The sequence below is a fragment of the Leisingera sp. NJS201 genome, assembly GCF_004535885.1.
Lineage (GTDB): Bacteria > Pseudomonadota > Alphaproteobacteria > Rhodobacterales > Rhodobacteraceae > Leisingera.
Genome location: NZ_CP038239.1, coordinates 40680 through 59237 on the forward strand (window position 1 = coordinate 40680; position 18558 = coordinate 59237).

An 18558-nucleotide genomic window follows, 5' to 3' on the forward strand; every position below is an offset into this window, starting at 1 on the left:
CCGGGCGTCGGTCTGATATAGAAATTGCACCCTCCGGCGCGGATTGCTATTGAAACTAAATCCTGAAGTCATGAGCTAAGATCATATGATTGCCCCGCGCCGCTTTCTGCCCTCGATCCCGTCGCTGCTGGCGCTGGAGGCCGTAGACCGGCTGGGCAGTGCTTCGGCGGCAGCGGAGGATCTGTCGCTGACGCAAAGCGCCGTCAGCCGCCAATTGAAACAGCTGGAGGAGCAGATGGGGGTCGATCTGATTGCCCGTGACCAGATGCGGATGCAGCTGACGCCGGCGGGGACCGGCTTTGCCAAGGAGGCGCGCGCGATCCTGACCCGGCTGGCGCAGGCCTCGGTCAAGCTGCGGGCGAACCCGGACGGCGGCAGTTTCACCTTGTCGATCCTGCCGTCCTTTGGCCTCCATTGGCTGGCGCCGCGGCTGCGGGAGTTTGCCGCCTCGCATCCCGGCATCACGGTGAACCTGCACACGCATAATCTGCCGTTCAGCTTTGATGCGGGCACGGCGCAGGCGGCGATCCATTACGGCACGCGGGACTGGCCGGGGGTGGCGTATCTGCCGCTGATGCCGAAACATGTGCTGCCGGTCTGCGCGCCGGGGCTGATGGCGAGGCCGGTTTCCAGCCCGGCGGAACTGCTGGACTATCCGTTGCTGCATCTGGAGACGCACCCGGATTGCTGGGAACAGTGGTTTCATCTTCACGATGTGCCGGCGGCCAAGCTGCGGGGGATGCTGTTTGACCAATCCTCGGCCATGACGCAGGGGGCGGTGCATGGGTTGGGGGTGGCGTTGTTGCCGGATTTCCTGGCGGAGAATGAAATTGCGCAAGGCCGGCTGATGCTGGCGATGGAGGGGGCGGCAGTGAGTTTGGGCGAATATTTCCTGGTCTGGCCTGCGGATCAGCCAGAGGAATATCCGCTGATCAAATTTCGCGAATGGCTGCTGTCGCAGCTGGGGGAGGTGTAAGATGCGCCTGCCGGGCCTGACCCATCTGCGCTGTTTTGAAAGCGCTGCGCGGCATCAAAGTTTCACTGCGGCGGGAGAGGAATTGGGGCTGACGCAAAGCGCCGTCAGCAAGAAGGTAAAGGAGCTGGAGGCGGATCTGGGGTTCGACCTGTTCCAGCGTTCAGGCCGGGGTGTGGTGCTGACGCCTGCGGGGCAGGGGCTGGCCGCCGATCTGGAGCTGGATCTGGCAGGTTTGCGGGCGACGCTGCAGAAGGCTGCTGCTGCCGGGGCGGGCCGCTCGGCTTTGCGGATTGCGGTGCTGCCTGCCTTTGCCAACCTGTGGCTGATTCCGCGGCTGCCGGATTTCTTCGCCCGCCATCCGGAGGTGGAGCTGAGTTTCTCCACCCGGCTGGAGCCGTTTGATTTTGCGCGCGAGAATTTCGACCTGGCGGTGCACTACGGGCTGGACAACTGGCCGGGCACCCATATGGCGCCCTTGTTCGGCGAGGAAATGGTGCCGGTCTGCGCGCCCGCGTTTTATGCCGCGCACCAGCTGGAGCTGGCGGGTAGCCTGGCACAGGCGCCGCTGCTGCACCTGGACAGCCGGGCAGGAACCTGGGCGGAGTGGTTCGAGCGCGCCGGGCTGGCAGGCGCACCGCGGCAGGACGGGCGCTATTTCGATCAGCATTCGATGGTGATTGCGGCAGCGGCGGCGGGGTTGGGGGCTGCGATAGTGCCCTATGACATGGTGGCGCGGGAGATTGCGTCAGGGGATCTGGTGCGGATTCCGGGGCCGGAGCTGGTGTCGCGCAAGCGCTATTACCTGGTGCGTCCGCACGGGGTGGTGCCGGAAGCGGTGCAAAAGCTTGAACGGTGGCTGAAGAAGCAATTGCGTTCAAAGGCGGGTTGAGAAAATCCGCCTGGGCGGCCCTTGGTATTTGATGTGTGAGCGATGCTTGTACCGCGGCTCCTATAGACGTTCAGGGTAGGATGCTTGATCCGTCTCCTCTGGCATCTTTTCACGGAGTACTTCTGCCGGTGTTTCCTATCCAAGGCATTTGCGCGGTGTGTTGTTGAGCTGATCGCAGATAGCTTTGATATGTGAGCGATACTTGAAGTGCGACACCTGTTGCTTTTGAGGGTAGGGGGATCGGCGCATTTCCTCTATCATCTTTTCACCGAACACCTCGGCGGGTGTCTTCCATCCGAGGCACTTCCTCGGTGTAGCGTTGAGGCGGTCACAGATCATTTTCAATTCATGATCTGAGACTGCCGTGATGTCCCGCTTCCTCGGCAGCCATCTTCGGGCGCGCCGGTTTGTGTTTTCCACGGTGCCTTTCTGCCACGGACTGGAGGGATCACAGAACCAAGTTTGCGTTCCGATCTCAGCTTGCAGGTGCGGCCAGCTGACGAACTCCGTGCCCCGATCGAAGGTGATTGAGCGGCGTGCGATGTAGGGCAGGTCGCGCACAGCCTTCATGATCTTGCCCATCACCGGCTTCGTGCGCTTGTTCGGATTCTTCAACAGCACGGTAAACCGGCTGACGCGTTCGACCAGTGATGTGACGTTTGATTGTCCAAAGCGTTGTTTGAACAAGACAAGATCAGCTTCCCAATGCCCGAACTGGCGGCGGTGTGCGACATCGTCCGGGCGGAACAGGATGCTGACATCACGGTCAAACTTGGGCTTCTGGCGCTTTCTGGCCCGACGTGGACGACGCGCCTTTCGATGCTCAGGCAGATACCACCACAGCTCCTGATCCATGCCTTCCTTGGAATAGATATAGCGATAAATCGTCTCCTGGCAGACACGCAGCGCAGCACCTTCGTAGATCATGCGATTGCCGATCTGCTCGGGCGTCCAGCCTTGTTTGATACGTGCGATGACCGTCTGGCACAGCTCAGGGTGCCGGATCAGTTTACGCTACACTGAACGGCGCTTGTTTGTCTGCAACTGAGCCGCATGACCGAAGTAACCTGCGTACTTCTTCGGGAATGCGTCATCCGCCCAGAAATTCCGTTTGATCTCACGAAAGATCGTCGATTTGTGGCGCTTGAGAACACGCGCCATCTCTCTGACAGGCACCTTTGCGTGCCACCAGGGCCTCGATCTTGCGGCGTTCTCCCAGTGATAGTTGCGTGTAAACGGCTCCCATGCCATGGTCTCCTATTAGATAACTCATTGTTTTCTAACAGGAGTCGCACTTCAAAGTAGCGCGCGCCCCGGCTGCATAAATGCATCCTGTAATCCGGGTTATGTTAAACATGATCACTGCAGACCCGCAATTTGCCTGCTGACGGGCTGAGGCCGATGTAAAGGCCGTGGAGCGAGGCTAAGCGGCAGTGTTTCTGGCAGCGTCACCCAATGGGCGGGCTGGGTTCAGGCATTTCCTGCCGGGCCAATGTGTTTGCAGCAAACTCCATGAAGGCGCGGACCACCCTTACGTCCTGCCGCTGGGTGAGCGAGACAATACTCTCGCCCATTGTCAGGCTGGCATCCTCCAACCTGATCTTGACCAGCCGGCTGTCATGTCCGAACTCCGCTTCGGAAACAAAACCGATGCCGGCACCCGAGGCAACCAGTTCCCGCACCGCTTCGCGGCCTTCGGCAATAATCGCGGGTTGCAGAATAACGCCCCTGCTTCGGGCCTCAGCTTCAATCTTCTGGCGGGTCTTTGAGCCCGCTTCGCGGAACACCAGCGGCAGGCCCGGCAGGTCTGCAAGGCGCAGGTTCTGCCGGCCTGAAGGCAAAAAACCGCGGGCGGCAAAGGCGGTGATGCCAGTGGCGCCCAGGTGCAGCCCGGTCATGTCCCGGCCCGGGGTCAAGCTGCCTATGACACCGATCTCAGCCTTGTAACTGCGCAGCTGTTCCAGGACGTCTTCGGTGTTCCCGGCCCTTAGAAGAATGGTGATATTCGGGTGTTTCTTGCGGAACGGCCCGAGCAGGGCAGTGATATGCAGGACCGAGTCAGCAATGATCCGCAGCTCGCCCTCCACCACCGTACCGGAATCGGACAGGTGCTCGCTGATCTGCGCTTCGGCCTCGAAATAACCTTTGGTCAGCCGCAGCAGCTCTTCGCCTTGAGGGGTTAGGGTAATCTGTTTCTTCTCCCTGTGAAACAGCAGAATGTCATGGTCCTGCTCCAGCTTGCGGACCTGTTCGGAGACCGCCGGCTGGGTCAGATGCAGCGCCCTGGCGGCGCGGGAAAAGCCGCCCAGAAGCGCAACATGGTGGAAGGCGCGAAGCTGGCTATGGCGCATCTGTTCCCTTTCCCGGCAATCATAGGCCCAGCCTATAAGTGAATTGTTTTTTGCAATTTTACATATGGATTGGCAGGCGGCAATGATGTGTTCAAATTCCTCTTGGGAGAGTGCAGATGAGTGCTTCCACGGATCCGATTGAACCGCCCAGGCTGGGCGAACCCTATTTGCTGACGCCGGGGCCATTGACGACTTCTTATGCGGTGAAACAGGCGATGCTGCGGGACTGGGGCAGTTGGGACGATGATTTTCGCGGCATGACCCGCGAGATCCGCAACCGCCTGCTGGCGTTGCTGGGGCGCGGCGCGGATGACTTTGACTGTGTGCCGATGCAGGGCTCCGGCAGTTTTGCAGTCGAGGCGATGCTGGGTTCTTTCATTCCCCGCGATGGCAAGGCGCTGGTGCTGATCAATGGCGCATATGGCCAGCGCTCGGCGCAAACGCTGAACTATCTGGGCCGCGATCACGTGGTGCTGGACAAGGGCGACTACCTGCCGCCGCGCGGTGCGGAGGTGGCGGAAATTCTGACCGCTGATCCGGCGATCACCCATGTGGTGGCGATCCATTGCGAGACCTCCTCGGGCATCCTCAACCCAATCGCTGAGATATCCAAGGCGGTCTATGCCGCGGGCCGCAAGCTCTTGATCGATTCCATGTCGGCCTTTGGTGCGATTGATCTGCAGCCCTCGGACATTCGGTATGAGGCAATGGTGTCGTCGGCCAACAAATGCATTGAGGGCGTGCCGGGATTCGGCTTTGTCATCGCCCGCAAGTCTGAGATTGAAGCGGCCAGGGGCAACTGCCATTCGCTGTCGTTGGACGTCCACGCGCAATGGGACAATATGGAAAAGACCGGACAGTGGCGGTTCACGCCGCCGACCCATGCGGTTGCCTCTTTTCTGGTCGCATTGAAGGCGCATGAAGCCGAAGGCGGTGTTGCTGGCCGCGGCGCCCGTTATGCGCGCAACCGCGATGTGATGGTCGGCGGAATGCGTGAACTGGGTTTCGAGACGCTGCTGGACAGCCGCTGGCTGTCGCCCATCATCGTCACATTCTTTTGCCCTGCGGATGAGAATTTCGTCTTTCACCGCTTCTACGGTCTGATGAAGGAAAAGGGCTTCATCATCTACCCGGGCAAGCTGACGGTGGTGGACAGTTTCCGCATCGGCTGCATCGGGCAGATGGACGAACATGTGATGCGGCGGGTTGTGACCGCCGCCGCGGAAACGCTTGCAGAAATGGACGTCGCCAGCGCGGCCCCGCCTGATGCGGCGCTGGAAGAACGCGCCGAACTGGCTGCCTGAAGACAAAGGACTCCGAGATATGACCACCCACACCCCCGTCATCGCCAATGGGCGCAGCTACCCGGTCCCCAAGGTTCCGGCGATTGCCATCTGCCTGGACGGCTGCGAGCCTGAATATCTGGAGGTTGCCATCGCCAAAGGGCTGATGCCAACGCTGAAGCGGATCCGCGGGACCGGAACCGGCCGCGTGGCGAATTCGGTGATCCCGTCATTCACCAACCCCAACAATCTGTCGATTGCCACCGGCCGCCCGCCCAGTGTGCACGGCATCTGCGGCAATTATCTGATCGACCCGGACAGCGGCGAAGAGGTGATGATGAACGACGTGCGCTTCCTGCGTGCGCCGACCATCTTTTCGCAGTTCTATGATGCCGGTTATCGCGTTGCCATGGTCACCGCCAAGGACAAGCTGCGTGCGCTGCTGGGTGCCGACTTGAAGTTCGACGAAGACCGCGCGGTGGCCTTCTCCTCCGAAAGGTCGGGCGAGACCACCAAAGCAGAGCACGGTATCGACAACGCCAGCCAGTGGCTGGGCATGGAGGTGCCGGAGGTCTACTCGGCGGAGCTGTCTGAATTCGTCTTTGCCGCCGGCGTCAAGCTGCTGGCGGAGTTCAAGCCGGACGTGATGTATCTTTCGACCACCGACTACATTCAGCACAAATTCGCGCCGGAGCAGCAGGGCGCGCTGGATTTCTATGCGATGTTCGACCAGTACCTGGCGCAGCTGGATGAAATGGGCGCGGCGATTGTCGTGACCGCCGATCACGGTATGAAGCCCAAGCACCACGCCGACGGCACGCCAAATGTGATCTACGCGCAGGATCTGCTGGACGGCTGGCTGGGCAAGGACGCCGCGCGGGTGATCTTGCCGATCACCGACCCATATGTGGTGCACCACGGCGCGCTTGGCTCCTTTGCCACCGCCTATCTGCCCGAAGGTGCCGGCAAGGCGGAGGTGATGGCCAAGCTGGACGCCCGCGAGGAGCTGATCCTGGTGATCGACAAGGAAGAAGCCATCAGGCGCTTTGAACTGCCCGGCGACCGTATCGGCGACATCGTGATGATCTCCGGCGAGAATATTTGTATCGGCACCTCCGCTCACCGCCACGACCTGGCGGCGCTGAAAGAACCGCTGCGCAGCCATGGCGGGCTGACCGAACAGGAAGTACCGTTTATTGTGAACCGAGTCCTTGATCTGCCTGGCCAGCCCGAGGAATTGCGCAACTTTGACGCCTTCTTCTATGCCACCGCTGCGGCGGCTCTCTGATCCATGGGTGAAATTATGACCAATACTGAGATCCGGAATGAAGGGATGCGGATCGGCGGCGAGATCGTCTTTACCGATGAAACTGTCCCGGTTCATTACCCCTATACTAATGAAGTTGTTGGATATGTTCCTGCCGGCAAGGCCGAACATGCCCGCATGGCGTTTGAGGTGGCAGCGAACTACACGCCCAAACTCACTCGCTATGAGCGCGGCCGGATCCTGCAGCGCGCGAGTGAGCTGATCGGGGAGAAGCGCGAGTGGCTGGCCAAATGGCTGACGCTGGAGCTGGGCATCTGCCATCAGCACGCGATCTATGAAACCAAGCGCGCCCAGGACGTCTATCAGTTTGCCGCGGCCGAGGCGCTGAAGGATGACGGCGAGATCTTTTCCTGCGATCTCACCCACAACGGCAAGGCGCGCAAGATCTTCACCAAGCGCGAACCGGTCAAGGCGATCTCGGCGATCACGCCGTTCAACCACCCGCTGAACATGGTGAGCCATAAAATCGCGCCGTCGATTGCCACCAACAACTGCATGGTTTGCAAACCGACCGAGCTGACGCCGCTGACCTGTATTGCACTGGCCGATATCCTTTATGAGGCCGGGCTGCCGCCGGAGATGTTTCAGGTGGTCACCGGCTGGCCTAAGGACATTGGCGACGAGATGATCACCAATGAAAATATCGACATCATCACCTTCACTGGCGGCGTGCCGGTAGGCAAGATGATCGCCGAAAAAGGCGTCTACAAACGCCAGGCGCTGGAGCTGGGGGGCAACGACCCGCTGATTGTGCTGAACGATCTGCCGGACGCGGACCTGGACAAGGCCGCCGCCATCGCCGTGGCCGGCGCCACCGGCAACTCCGGCCAGCGCTGCACCGCGATCAAGCGTATTCTGGTTCAAGAGAGCGTCGCGGACCGCTTTGTGCCGCTGGTCCTGGAAAAGGCTCGTGCGATCAAATTCGGCGACCCGCAGGACCCGGCCACCGAGCTGGGCTGCGTCATCCACGACAAGGCCGCCGAGCTGTTCGAAAACCGTGTGCTGCAGGCCGAAAAAGACGGCGCCGAGATCCTGTACCACCCGCCCCGCCAGGGCGCGCTTTTGCCGCCCATCGTGATCGACAGGGTGCCCCACGGCAGCGAGCTGGTGATGGAGGAGACCTTTGGCCCGATCGTGCCCATCGTCCGGGTGCCGGACAATGACGCCGAGGTGATGAAGATTTCCAATTCCACCGAGTTCGGCCTGTCGTCAGGCGTCTGCACCAATGATCTGAACCGGGCGATTGCCTATATCAACGGTTTGGACGTAGGCACCTGCAACATCTGGGAACAGCCCGGCTACCGCATCGAAATGTCCCCCTTCGGCGGCATCAAAGACAGCGGCAATGGTGTCAAGGAAGGCGTCATAGAAGCCATGAAGTTCTTCACAAATGTGAAGACCTACTCCCTGCCATGGCCGGAATAGCGCCGCCTGCGCGTTAGGGGTCCGGCCAAGGCCCGGCAGAGACACTCCCTGCCCGCCGGAGGGGAAGCAGCCTTGGCCGTCCAATCCCCTGCCCGTACCGGCGCAAGGGATTTTGGTCTGCGGGTAATTAGGCGTCCTGGCTGGCGCGGTCGCCCAAAGTGACATCCAGGGTGATTTTCTTGCCCCTGCGCAGCACCTCGATCTGTGCCGTTTCACCGGGAGCATTCATCGCCACCGCTGCGGTCAGATCGCGCAGTTCGTTAATGCCGCTGCCGCCAAAACGCAGTACCACGTCGCCAGGCTTGAGGCCGGCCTTGGCAGCGGGGCTGTCAGCCGCCACGCTGTCGATCACCACGCCTTTGCCTGCCTCGCGGCCCAGGACATTGGCGGCGTCCTCGGACAGCGGTTTGATTTGCACGCCCAGCCAGCCGCGGGTGATCTCGCCATCGTCTTCCAGATCAGCGACGATCTTCTGCACCATGTCCGAGGGCACGGCAAAGCCGATCCCGACCGAGCCGCCGCCGGGCGAATAGATCATGGTGTTGACGCCGACAACCTCACCTTCGGCGTTGAACAGCGGCCCGCCGGAATTGCCCCGGTTGATCGCCGCGTCGGTCTGGATGAAGTCATCAAACGGCCCGGCGTTGATATTGCGGGAGGTGGCCGAGACGATGCCCGATGTCACCGTGCCTGCCAGGCCGAAGGGGCTTCCCATGGCCAGCACTTCATCCCCCACCCGCAGCGCGTCTGAGGATCCGAATTCCACCACGGTAAGCGGTGCGTCTGCCTCGACCTTAAGCAGGGCAATGTCGGTCAGCGGGTCGGCCCCGATCACGGTGGCTTCATGCACGCTGCCATCGGCCAGGGTGACGGATACGGTCTGGGCATTGTCGATCACGTGGTGATTGGTGACGATCAGCCCGTCCCCGGAGATCACGAAGCCGGAGCCTGCGCCCTTCACCGGGCGGCTGTCGTCGAACCGGGGCATTTTGCCGCCGAACCGGCGCATGAATTCTTCCATGAACTGGTCATTCGGAATGGTCTGCCGGCCGGAAGCCGGCTGCGCCTTGCCAGTAACCTCGACAAACACAACCGCAGGCGAGAAGGTTTCGACCAGATCCGCATAACCGCCCGCCGGCACCGCCAGTGCGGGCGCAGGCGCCAGGGTAAACATCGCCGCTGCTGAGGCGGCAGCGGTCAGGGCAAAGGCAAACCGTTTAGGAGCGTAGGTTTTGGGCATCTTCATTTCCTTGCGTTGAAGTGATGCAAGGCAGATGGCGGGTGCGGATTTCAATGTCCTGACGTCTTCTATACAGATCTGTAATGTGTGCAGAGGCGCGGCACGGTGTATCACCGGGCCGGCAGCAAAGCGGGGGAAGCCTTGAAGATCCTGGTGATGGAAGACGACACGACAACGGGGCCTTATGTGGCCACGGGATTGCGCGAGGAGGGGCATAGTGTTGACCTTGTCACTGATGGACGCGAGGGGATGCTGCAGGCCAACGCGGCTGATTACGACGTGCTGATCATCGACCGGATGCTGCCCGGCCTGGACGGGCTGAGCCTGATCAAGACCCTGCGCGGGGCCGGGCTGCGCACGCCTGCCATCATGCTGACCGCGCTCAGCGGCGTGAACGACCGGATCGACGGGCTGGAGGCTGGGGCGGATGATTACCTGGTTAAACCCTTCGCCTTTGGCGAGCTGTCCGCCCGTGTTGCTGCCCTCGCCCGCCGCCCGGGGCTGCAGACACAGGAGACGGTGCTCCGGGCCGGTGATCTGGAGATGGATCTGGTCCGCCGCACGGTGACCCGCGAAGGTCAGGCGATTGACCTGCTGCCGCGCGAATTCCGCCTGCTGGAGCATTTGATGCGCCGCAAGGGCCGGGTGCAGACCCGCACCATGCTGCTGGAGGCGGTCTGGGACATCAGTTTCGACCCGCAGACCAATGTGGTGGAGACCCATATCTCCCGTTTGCGCGCCAAGATGGACAAGCCCTTTGCCAGCGATCTGATCGAAACCGTGCGCGGTGCGGGGTACCGGATTGCCGGGTGACCGGCGGATCCGCACGCGGGCTTTGCTGCGCTCCTCGCCGATGCGGCAGTCGTTGTGGCTGTCGCTGCTGTTTGTGGCGGCCAGTGCGCTCAGTCTCGGCATTACCTATTATGTCGCCCATGGCGCCCAGCGGCAGGCGATCGAGGAAAGCCTGACACAGGATATGGCGGGTTTCCGGGCCACGCCTTCCGCCGCTGCACTGGCCGCATTGGTCAATGCCGAGACCGCCGAGACCGATCCGCAACGGCGTCTGCTCAGCTACCGCCGCCCGGGCGGGCGGATCGTGGCCGGCAATGCGGCGATCATGCAGCAGCAGGAAGGGTTCCGGGTCGTGGCACTGGGGCCGGCCCCGGTTGAGATCACCGGCCGCTTCATCTCGCTTAGCGAATACATCCACGGCGGGCTGCTGACCGTCGCGCAGACTGCCAAGCCTCTGGACGACCTGCGGCAGACCTATCTGCGGGTGCTGTTTTTCAGTCTGCTGCCGGCCATTGCCATCGCAGTCCTGGGCGGCGTGCTGCTGGCGCGGCGCTCGGCCCGGTCGCTGGCGGGGATTGAGCACACCCTGTCGGCGCTGACCTCCGGCGATCTTGGCGCTCGGGTACCGGAAGCGGCGCGCCGGAGCGACATTACCCGTATCGGCCAGAGCGTGAACCGCATGGCCCGGGCACAGCAGCAATCAACCGAGGCGCTGCGGCAGGTCTCTGCCGATATTGCCCATGACCTGAAAACGCCGATTCAGCGGGTGGCGGTGCAGCTTGCCCGCTTGCAGGAAATACCGGACCTGCCGTCAGATGCGCAATCGCTGGCGGATCAGGCGCTTGCGGAGACCCACGGCATCACCCGTACTTTTCAGGCGCTGCTGCAGATTGCCCAGCTGGAGGGCGGCACGCCAAGATCGCGGTTCGAACCGGTGGACCTCTGCGAAATCGCAACGACCTTTGCCGAAATCTATGAACCGGCCGCAGAAGAGCAGAACCGGAGGTTCACGCTCAGCCTGCCGCAGGCGCCGGTCCTGGTCAGCGGCGACCGGGCGCTGATCGGCCAGATGCTGGCCAATCTGATCGAAAACGCCCTGCGCCACACGCCGGAAGGTTCCGGCATCAGCCTGTCGCTGCAGCACAACAGGGAGACGATCCTGTCCCTGCGCGACCACGGCCCCGGCATTCCCGAAGCCGAGCACCAGAATGTGCTGCGCCGCCTTTACCGTTTGGAACAAAGCCGCACCACCCAGGGCAGCGGTCTCGGCCTCAGCCTGGTGGCGGCAATTGCCGAGCTGCATGGCGCCAGGCTGACCCTGTCCGATGCAAATCCCGGATTGCAAGTTGAGGTGGCCTTCAGCGGTTAGCGCGCTGACCTGAGCTCCTTCAGCACCTCTGCCAGCCGTTTGACCAGCCGCGGAATGATCCGTTCGTCCGCGCCGGAAAAGCCAAGCACCAGCGCCGCGCGCCCAATCGGCTCGATGCAATAGACCGAGATTGGCAGCGAGTCGATGCCCGCCGCCAGCAGCGCGCGGTGGGCCGTCTCGTCATCAATCCCGTGTTTCAGCCAGGCCACCATATGCATCCCGGCATCTGTGCGTTGCGGCTCCAGCCAAGCCGCGCAATCACGGCTGAGGGCCTCAAACAGCACATCCCGGCGGACCCGGTATAGCTTGCGCATCTTGCGGATATGCTCGGTGAACCGTCCGTCCGCCATAAAACACGCCATCGCCTCCTCCACCATGGCAGAGGAGTTCTGCCCCAAAAGGTTGCGCGCCGTGGCAAAGGTTCCGGCAAACTCGGGCGGCACCACCACATAGCCCAGCCGCATTGCCGCAAACATCGATTTCGAGAAGGTGCCCACGTAAAACACCCGCCGCGCGCTGTCCAAGGCGCTGAGCGCGGGCAGCGGCCGGCCACGGTAGCGGAACTCGCTGTCGTAATCGTCCTCGATGATCCAGGCGTTGTTCTCCTGTGCGTAATTCAGCAGTGCCAGCCGCCGCCCCAGGCTCATCGTGGTGCCCAATGGCTGCTGATGCGACGGTGTGGTGAAAATCAGCGCGGGCTTCGGATACCGGTGGACAGCATGGTCCAGATCCAGCCCCTCGCCGTCCACCGGCACCGGTGCCACCTGGGCCCCCATGATCTGCATCACGTCCCGCCCTGCGATATGGCCGGGGTTTTCGTACCAGACCGTATCCCCCTGATTGAGTAATACAAAAGCAATCAGAACAAAGGCTTGCTGCGCGCCGGATGTAATGATGACCCGCTCCGCATCAACCTTCATGCCGCGGGCATCACCCAGATGGCGGGCAATCGCCTCGCGCAGGGCTGCATTGCCATTCACCTGCCCGTAACTCAGGCTGCGCCGCGCGTTCCGTTCCATCGCCCCGGCCATGTATTTCTGCCAGAGCTTTGCCGGAAACTGGTCCAGCGCAGGCACGCCGGGGCGAAAAGGAGCCGTCTCGCCGTAGCGGGCAAGGGACTTTGACGCGGTGATGGTTCGCGCGTGGTCCGAAATCTCGAAATCAGCCGGTTTTTCTCTGTGTCGCGGTGCGCGGACCTGCGGAAAAGCCTCTGTATCCAGCCCCTCGGCAACAAAAGTGCCGGCTCCGGTTTTCGCTTGGGCATAGCCTTCGGCAATGATCTGTTCATAGACGTTCTTGACCGTGATCCGTGAAATCCCCAGCTCCTGTGCCAGCTCGCGGGTGGAGGGCAGCTTTTGCCCCGGCGCAAGCGAACCGTCCAGGATCAGCCGCCGCAAGGAGGCATCCAGCTGCCGGTAGATCGGCACCGGGGAGTCGCGTTCGATTGTGAAACCTTGCAGCAAGGCGCCGCCCGGGGATTTTGGCATTGGTCCAAGTGGGCCTATAGTTGGGTCTATAACGGGTATATTTGATGTGCCCACTATTTAGTAGTCTCAATCCAAACTGGTGCAAAACGCGCCACGGGTTCACGAAGGTTTGAGGCCGATCCATGACCAGAATCGAAGATTACGCATTCCCCAAGGGGCTGGACCTGCTGCGGGCCTGGCAGGCGGGCGATGCTGAAGCCAAAGCAGAAATGAAGCGGGTGTTCGACGCCGCTATCGCTGGCGGTTTCGATGCCAATTTCGGGCAAAAGGCCGACCCGAACCGGGTCAACAGCGTCGCCTCGGTGCACATGCTGGCGCTGGCGGTGCTGAATGATCTTTATGGGATCGAGACCCGCGAGTATTACCACGAGGATCCCTACCGCTATGTCCGCGCCAACCTTGCGGTCAGCCGGCTGTTGGGCGTGAACAAGTTCTATATTACCTGGGCGCTGTATGCGTGGTCCTGCGAGCCGCTGGGCCAGACCATGATGTACCCGGACAAATACCCGCCTGGCGCCGACCCCGATAACATGCTGATCAAAAAGGACAACTGGCGCGACTTGAAGACTCCGGAATTCACCACCGGCGTGCCGCTGGCGATCACCAAAATCCTGCGGGTGCATGAGGAGCTGACCGGCCTGCCGCCGCTGTTGCAGATCACCGCGCCCTACAGCCTAGCCGCCGATATCTATGGGCAAGAGCCGCTTTTGGGCGATGTTGTGAATGATCCGGATGAGGTGAACGCACTGCTGGACCACCTGGGCGACGTGGTGCTGGGGCCGTGGATGGACCACCATATCGCCACCTTCCCGAACGGCTGGATCGAGTTGTCCGATGCTTCGGGGTCGCCCTTCTTTATCGGTCCTGAGAACTGCAAAAACATGTCGATCCGCGCGATCCGGCACATGCTGCGGGACAAGCCCTATGCGGACCGGGTGTTCGACAATAACTACCGCGGCGACCACGTGACGCTGGCCAGGAAGAAAGACCGCCGCGCCCGCCGCCGCGGCGGCACCGAGGCAAGCATCGCTGCCACACCCGAACCGGCGCCTTTGGAAAACCCGGCCCTGTTGGAACTGACAGATGCAAAGGTGAGCGTTAACCCGGTCTTCATAATGCGGCTGGCTGCGGACAAGGTTGACATCTCTTTCTATGAACAGCAGGCGATCGCCCGCAACATGCCGCTAACCTCGGGCATCGGCTCACCCGAGATCGACCGCAACAGCATCGAGGATCTGGACGCCACCAAGGCCGAAACCCGCGGGATGGCCCGTTCGCATGTGGCGGCAATCCGCAATGTCTGCGCCCATGTGGACCTGCCCAAGGACAACCACGTCAGCCAGGCCTGGCCAAGCCACATCTATTTCGAGGACGTCAACCTGCACACAGAGTTCGATCTAGTCGAGGTTATTCTTGAGGAAGTTTATGGCGCGGAGCCGTTCCTGCGCCGTTCCTGAAGGTTTCACTCCCTGCCGGGACGTTTTTGTCCGGCAGCTATGGACCGGCCCAAGGGCCGGTCTTTTTTCAATGGAGCTTCAGACCTTCATCGGCTTGCCAGCCGCATAAGTCTGGGCGATGGAGCGGTCGTCGCCCAGGGTCTGGAGGATGAACAGCTCCTCGGACAGGGTCTCGGCCCGCTGCATCCGCAGATCCATCGCCGGAGTGGCGCGGGAATCCAGCACCACGATGTCGGCCTCGGTGCCGGCCTCCAGCGTGCCGATTTTGTCCGCCAGCCCCAGCGTCACCGCGTTGCCGCGGGTGATCCAGTGGAAGGCACGCAAGGGGTGCAGTTTCTGGTTCTGCAATTGCAGAACCTTGTAGCCCTCGTTCAGGGTCTGCAGCATCGAATAGCTGGTGCCGGCGCCGATGTCGGTGGCAATCGCATTGGTGATGCCGCGGCCGCGCAGGCCTGCATCGTCAAACAACCCGCTGCCCAGGAACAGGTTTGAAGTCGGGCAGAACACCGGCTTGGCGCCGGTCTCCGCCAGCGCATCGATCTCGCGCGGTTGCAGGTGGATCGAGTGGCCCAGCAGCATCTTCTCTGTCAGCAGACCGTAGGACTGGTAGACATCCAGATAATCCCGGGCCTGCGGGTACAGCTCGGCGGTAAATGCAATCTCGTCGTGGTTTTCCGACAGATGTGTCTGCACGTAGCACTCCGGGTGCTCCTTCACCAGCGCGCCGGCCATTTCCATCTGGCCGGGGGTGGAGGTGATGGCAAAGCGCGGCGTGACCGCATACATGCCGCGGCCCTTGCCGTGGTATTTCGCGATCAGTTCCTTGGTGTCGTCGTAACCGCTGACGGGCGTGTCCAGCAGGCCCTCGGGCGCGTTGCGGTCCATCATCACCTTGCCGCCGATCATCCGCATGTTGCGGCGTGCGGCCTCGGAGAAATACGCCTCGGCGGAGGTTTTGTGGACTGAGCAATAGGCAACGGCGGTGGTGGTGCCGTGGCTGGTCAGCAGGTCAAAGAAATGCCCCGCCATCTCAGCGCTGTGGCCGGCATCGGCAAAACGGACCTCCTCAGGGAAGGTGTAGTTGTTCAGCCATTCCAGCAGCTGCGAGCCCCAGGAGGCGATCACCTGCACCTGCGGGAAATGAAGATGGGTGTCGATGAAGCCGGCCATCAGGATGTTCGGGCGGTGGTCGATCACCTCGGCGCCCGCCGCCTGCGCGGCCAGATCGCCATAGCTGCCCTTGGCCAGGATCATACCGTCCGCCACCAAGAGCGCGCCGTCCTCGATGAACTCATAGGCGCTGGTGTCGTCAGCGCCTTGCGGCTCGGCGGTGAAGGTCAGCACCCGCCCGCGCAGCAGCGTCTGTTTCGATGTCATTTCTTTGATGTCCTTGGTTGGCAGGCAGGGGACCTATGCCCCCTGCCCCTTTTCATTTGGGATTACTCGCCTGCTGGCAAGTGCGGTGCTTTGGAGTCCATGCTGCCGTTTTCGGCTTTCTCTGTCTCATCCGCCTTGTGGAAGATCGGATAGATGAACAGGAAGGCAGCCGCGATCAGGTAGCCCATTGCCACGCCGCTGAATTCCGGCCAGTGCAGGCTGGCAGAGTGGATCACACCGACCAGCGACATCACCGCCGCCGCCAGAGCAAAGCCGCCCGCATTGCGGAAATCGCCGTCGATCACGCTGGCCACGATGGCGCCCCAGATCAGGCCGGTCAGAATGGCACCCTGGCTCAGCGCCAGATGGCCTTCGTAATGCGCGCCCTGCTGCAGCAGCGCTGCGGTCAGCTCGGCGTCACCCAGCTGGGCCATGCCGGTGGCACCCAATGCGCCCAATGCGCCGGCCAATGCACCCCATTTGATCACCAGGAAGGCCGAGACATGCGGCATCATCGCGATGGTCACCGCGGCGATGTGGTCGGTCTTCACCGAATGCGCAGTGTTAGTGACCAGGCTGAGGGCCACAAACACCAGCACCGGTGCGGCAGCGGCCACGGGGATCAGGTTGTTGAGGAACGCCAGGAGGCCAAAGAAGGCGGCAAAGGGGATCACCAGGCCAACGCCGATGATATAGCCCGAGCGCGCGCCCATCCGCTTATACGCAGGGTGGCCGATATAGGCGGTGGTCGGGAACGGCGAGCCGAAGACCGCACCGATCATGGTGCCGACACCGTCGGTCACCTGGCACAGGCCGACCGGGTAATGGTCACCCGCAGCCTCGGCGCTTTCGACGTTGTTCATGGTCTCGATAAAGTTGTAGATTTGCACCGGCACCAGCACCAGGAACAGCTCCGGGTTGGCAAACAGATGCTGGATACCGGCGATCAGGTCACCGAAATAGGGGATCGGCAGGTAGACGCCAACACCCTCGAACGAGACCGAAGCCTTGCCCATTCCCAGCGCCACAACAGTGCCGACGATCAGTGCCAGCAGACCGGCGGGGATGTTGAACGGCAGCCGGTGACGGCCGACCAGGCCCCACAGGATGATGATCATCGAGGCAAAGCCGATGAACGGATCCTCGAATATCGTTGCCAGCGGCACGGTGCCGATGAACACCAGCGCAATGCCGCAGAGGGTGCCGAGCATACCGGCGCGCGGGGTCACCCGCTTGAGCCAGGGGCCGACGATGGCGCCAAGGCCGGCTACGATACCGCCCATGAAGCCCGCGCCGATACCCACCTGCCAGGCCAGCATGGCGTCATTGGTGGACCAGTAGATCGGCCCGATCACCCCGAACAGATAGACAAACATCACCGGCGTCGAGATGCCATAGGGCAGCGCGGTCACGTCGCGGCCCTCTTTCTCAGCGGTGTGCTTGGCCAGCCAGGTGTAGACCGCGATGCCAGCCAGGATCGCCACTGCGGCGCCGGGAACGATGCGGCCGAACACGATGTCCGCAGGCATGTTGAAGACAAACTGACAGATGCCCGAAAGCACAATCAGGTTGATCAAGTTGTCGGTGAACAGCGCCCAGAATGCACTGAAGTCATTCCGCGCGAACAGTTTGTATGTGTAGCTCCGCCCTGTGGTCATGGCGGCCTCCTCCTATCAGAGGACGCAGTCCTTAACGGCTGTTTGCTCCAGCCGTGTCTCCCTCTGCGTCCGGTTGCTTGCCCGTTTGAGGCAAATCAATGCTCCGTGCTGGAGCGGACGCGGCAGTTTCAGAGGTCAATTCAGCGATAACTTCCGCAGCCACGAAGGCCGCGATGACGCTGGGCCGCTTGTCGCGGCTGCCGCTTGCCCCGATGGGGCAGATGAGACGGTCGGTTCGCTGACCGTCGCAATGGTCCCGGCACCAGCGGCGGAATTTCTCCCGCTTGGTGGCCGATCCGATCAGGCCCACGTATCCAGCATCGCCGCGCTGCAGGGCAGCGGAGGCAAGCAGGAAGTCGAGCGCGTGATCATGGGTGAGAACGACAAAGGCGCTGCCCGCCGGGGCGGTGGCAATGTCGATCTCAGGGATAGCGCTTTGGCGGATTTCCACATCCGCTTGTGCCAGGGCCAGCTCTTCGGCGCGCTGGTCAATAAGGATGCAGCGCACCGGCATATGCTGGAACAGATCCGCCAGCGCCCGGCCCACGTGGCCGGCACCCATCACATAGACATGCGGCAGCGCCTGGTCCTCGGCCTGCTGCCGGGCAATGGCATCGTCGCGGTCTGCCTGGCGCATCTGCGCCAGCGACATCTCCACCCGGCCGCCGCAGCATTGGCCGATTTCCGGCCCCAATGGCACGTCCAGCGTGTCGCTGATCACACCCTGCTTCAGCATCCGCCGGGCGTGGTCGATGGCGATGTATTCCAGCTGGCCGCCGCCAATGGTCCCCCAGAGGTTCTCTGCCGCCACAAACATGCAGGTGCCGGCTTCGCGCGGGGAAGACCCGCGGACGCGGGTCAGCGCGACCTGCACCACATGTTTGCGGCTGGCCAGAAAGTCCTGGAGGGAAAGGCGGCGGGCCATGG

At 62.1% G+C, this 18558-nt stretch carries 14 protein-coding genes and 1 pseudogene; 8 read left to right on the top strand and 7 right to left on the bottom strand.

Annotated features, from left to right (window positions below; genetic code table 11):
* Window positions 1–85: 85 nt before the first annotated feature.
* Entirely contained in the window at window positions 86–976 is an 891-nt protein-coding gene (locus ETW23_RS23960) for a LysR substrate-binding domain-containing protein (protein WP_134831714.1), read from the top strand.
* Between the two features lies 1 nt (window position 977).
* The gene (locus ETW23_RS23965; protein ID WP_134831715.1) at window positions 978–1865 is read left to right on the top strand and encodes a LysR substrate-binding domain-containing protein; all 888 of its coding nucleotides are present in this window, start codon (window positions 978–980) and stop codon (window positions 1863–1865) included.
* A 252-nt stretch (window positions 1866–2117) separates the two neighbouring features.
* On the opposite strand, the pseudogene ETW23_RS23970 reads toward ETW23_RS23965, so the two are convergent.
* Window positions 2118–3111: pseudogene (locus ETW23_RS23970) on the bottom strand (IS30 family transposase); the annotation flags it as partial.
* Window positions 3112–3313: 202 nt separating this feature from the next.
* Entirely contained in the window at window positions 3314–4216 is a 903-nt protein-coding gene (locus tag ETW23_RS23975; protein ID WP_134831716.1) for a LysR substrate-binding domain-containing protein, read from the bottom strand.
* Window positions 4217–4332: 116 nt separating this feature from the next.
* Here ETW23_RS23975 and ETW23_RS23980 point away from each other — a divergent pair, with 116 nt between their 5' ends.
* The 3 genes from ETW23_RS23980 to phnY are packed head-to-tail and all read left to right on the top strand — an operon-like array spanning window position 4333 to window position 8251.
* Window positions 4333–5520 (top strand): 2-aminoethylphosphonate--pyruvate transaminase, encoded by a 1188-nt coding sequence (locus tag ETW23_RS23980; protein WP_134831717.1) that lies wholly within the window; start codon window positions 4333–4335, stop codon window positions 5518–5520.
* Window positions 5521–5539: 19 nt separating this feature from the next.
* Complete coding sequence (phnA, locus tag ETW23_RS23985) at window positions 5540–6787, top strand: phosphonoacetate hydrolase (RefSeq protein WP_134831718.1); 1248 nt, start codon at window positions 5540–5542, stop codon at window positions 6785–6787.
* A 15-nt stretch (window positions 6788–6802) separates the two neighbouring features.
* The gene (gene phnY / locus ETW23_RS23990) at window positions 6803–8251 is read left to right on the top strand and encodes a phosphonoacetaldehyde dehydrogenase (RefSeq protein ID WP_134831719.1); all 1449 of its coding nucleotides are present in this window, start codon (window positions 6803–6805) and stop codon (window positions 8249–8251) included.
* Between the two features lie 127 nt (window positions 8252–8378).
* On the opposite strand, the gene ETW23_RS23995 is transcribed toward phnY, so the two are convergent.
* Window positions 8379–9497 (bottom strand): trypsin-like peptidase domain-containing protein, encoded by a 1119-nt coding sequence (locus tag ETW23_RS23995; RefSeq protein ID WP_134831720.1) that lies wholly within the window; start codon window positions 9495–9497, stop codon window positions 8379–8381.
* A 135-nt stretch (window positions 9498–9632) separates the two neighbouring features.
* Here ETW23_RS23995 and ETW23_RS24000 point away from each other — a divergent pair, with 135 nt between their 5' ends.
* Window positions 9633–10304 carry a response regulator transcription factor gene (locus tag ETW23_RS24000; RefSeq protein ID WP_134831753.1) on the top strand — a complete coding sequence of 224 codons (672 nt, stop codon included), beginning with the start codon at window positions 9633–9635 and terminating at the stop codon, window positions 10302–10304.
* Window positions 10294–11652 (top strand): HAMP domain-containing sensor histidine kinase, encoded by a 1359-nt coding sequence (locus ETW23_RS24005; protein ID WP_254695275.1) that lies wholly within the window; start codon window positions 10294–10296, stop codon window positions 11650–11652. Before ETW23_RS24000 ends, ETW23_RS24005 begins: the two co-directional genes overlap by 11 nt.
* On the opposite strand, the gene ETW23_RS24010 is transcribed toward ETW23_RS24005, so the two are convergent.
* On the bottom strand, window positions 11649–13139 hold the full coding sequence (locus tag ETW23_RS24010; RefSeq protein WP_129373122.1) for a PLP-dependent aminotransferase family protein: 1491 nt from the start codon (window positions 13137–13139) through the stop codon (window positions 11649–11651). The genes ETW23_RS24005 and ETW23_RS24010 overlap by 4 nt on opposite strands.
* Before the next feature lie 122 nt (window positions 13140–13261).
* Here ETW23_RS24010 and ETW23_RS24015 point away from each other — a divergent pair, with 122 nt between their 5' ends.
* A complete protein-coding gene (locus tag ETW23_RS24015; RefSeq protein WP_134831722.1) occupies window positions 13262–14596 on the top strand; it encodes a uroporphyrinogen decarboxylase family protein in 1335 nt (444 codons plus the stop codon).
* Window positions 14597–14674: 78 nt separating this feature from the next.
* Here ETW23_RS24015 and guaD read toward each other — a convergent pair whose 3' ends face one another.
* From guaD to xdhC, 3 genes are all read right to left on the bottom strand, one after another.
* A complete protein-coding gene (gene guaD / locus ETW23_RS24020; protein WP_134831723.1) occupies window positions 14675–15973 on the bottom strand; it encodes a guanine deaminase in 1299 nt (432 codons plus the stop codon).
* 62 nt (window positions 15974–16035) lie between these two features.
* Entirely contained in the window at window positions 16036–17631 is a 1596-nt protein-coding gene (locus ETW23_RS24025; protein WP_134831724.1) for a xanthine/uracil/vitamin C permease, read from the bottom strand.
* A 31-nt stretch (window positions 17632–17662) separates the two neighbouring features.
* Window positions 17663–18556, bottom strand: a complete 894-nt coding sequence (gene xdhC / locus ETW23_RS24030; protein WP_134831725.1) for a xanthine dehydrogenase accessory protein XdhC — start codon at window positions 18554–18556, stop codon at window positions 17663–17665.
* Between the last annotated feature and the right edge of the window lie 2 nt (window positions 18557–18558).

Bases quoted from the DNA above. Each gene is read 5' to 3' on its own strand.
- phnY (WP_134831719.1), top strand. From the start codon at position 6,803: ATGACCAATACTGAGATCCGGAATGAAGGGATGCGGATCGGCGGCGAG.
- phnA (WP_134831718.1), top strand. From the start codon at position 5,540: ATGACCACCCACACCCCCGTCATCGCCAATGGGCGCAGCTACCCGGTC.
- ETW23_RS24015 (WP_134831722.1), top strand. From the start codon at position 13,262: ATGACCAGAATCGAAGATTACGCATTCCCCAAGGGGCTGGACCTGCTG.
- ETW23_RS23960 (WP_134831714.1), top strand. From the start codon at position 86: ATGATTGCCCCGCGCCGCTTTCTGCCCTCGATCCCGTCGCTGCTGGCG.
- ETW23_RS24025 (WP_134831724.1), bottom strand. From the start codon at position 17,631: ATGACCACAGGGCGGAGCTACACATACAAACTGTTCGCGCGGAATGAC.
- xdhC (WP_134831725.1), bottom strand. From the start codon at position 18,556: ATGGCCCGCCGCCTTTCCCTCCAGGACTTTCTGGCCAGCCGCAAACAT.
- ETW23_RS23995 (WP_134831720.1), bottom strand. From the start codon at position 9,497: ATGAAGATGCCCAAAACCTACGCTCCTAAACGGTTTGCCTTTGCCCTG.
- ETW23_RS23965 (WP_134831715.1), top strand. From the start codon at position 978: ATGCGCCTGCCGGGCCTGACCCATCTGCGCTGTTTTGAAAGCGCTGCG.
- ETW23_RS24010 (WP_129373122.1), bottom strand. From the start codon at position 13,139: ATGCCAAAATCCCCGGGCGGCGCCTTGCTGCAAGGTTTCACAATCGAA.
- ETW23_RS23980 (WP_134831717.1), top strand. From the start codon at position 4,333: ATGAGTGCTTCCACGGATCCGATTGAACCGCCCAGGCTGGGCGAACCC.
- guaD (WP_134831723.1), bottom strand. From the start codon at position 15,973: ATGACATCGAAACAGACGCTGCTGCGCGGGCGGGTGCTGACCTTCACC.
- ETW23_RS23975 (WP_134831716.1), bottom strand. From the start codon at position 4,216: ATGCGCCATAGCCAGCTTCGCGCCTTCCACCATGTTGCGCTTCTGGGC.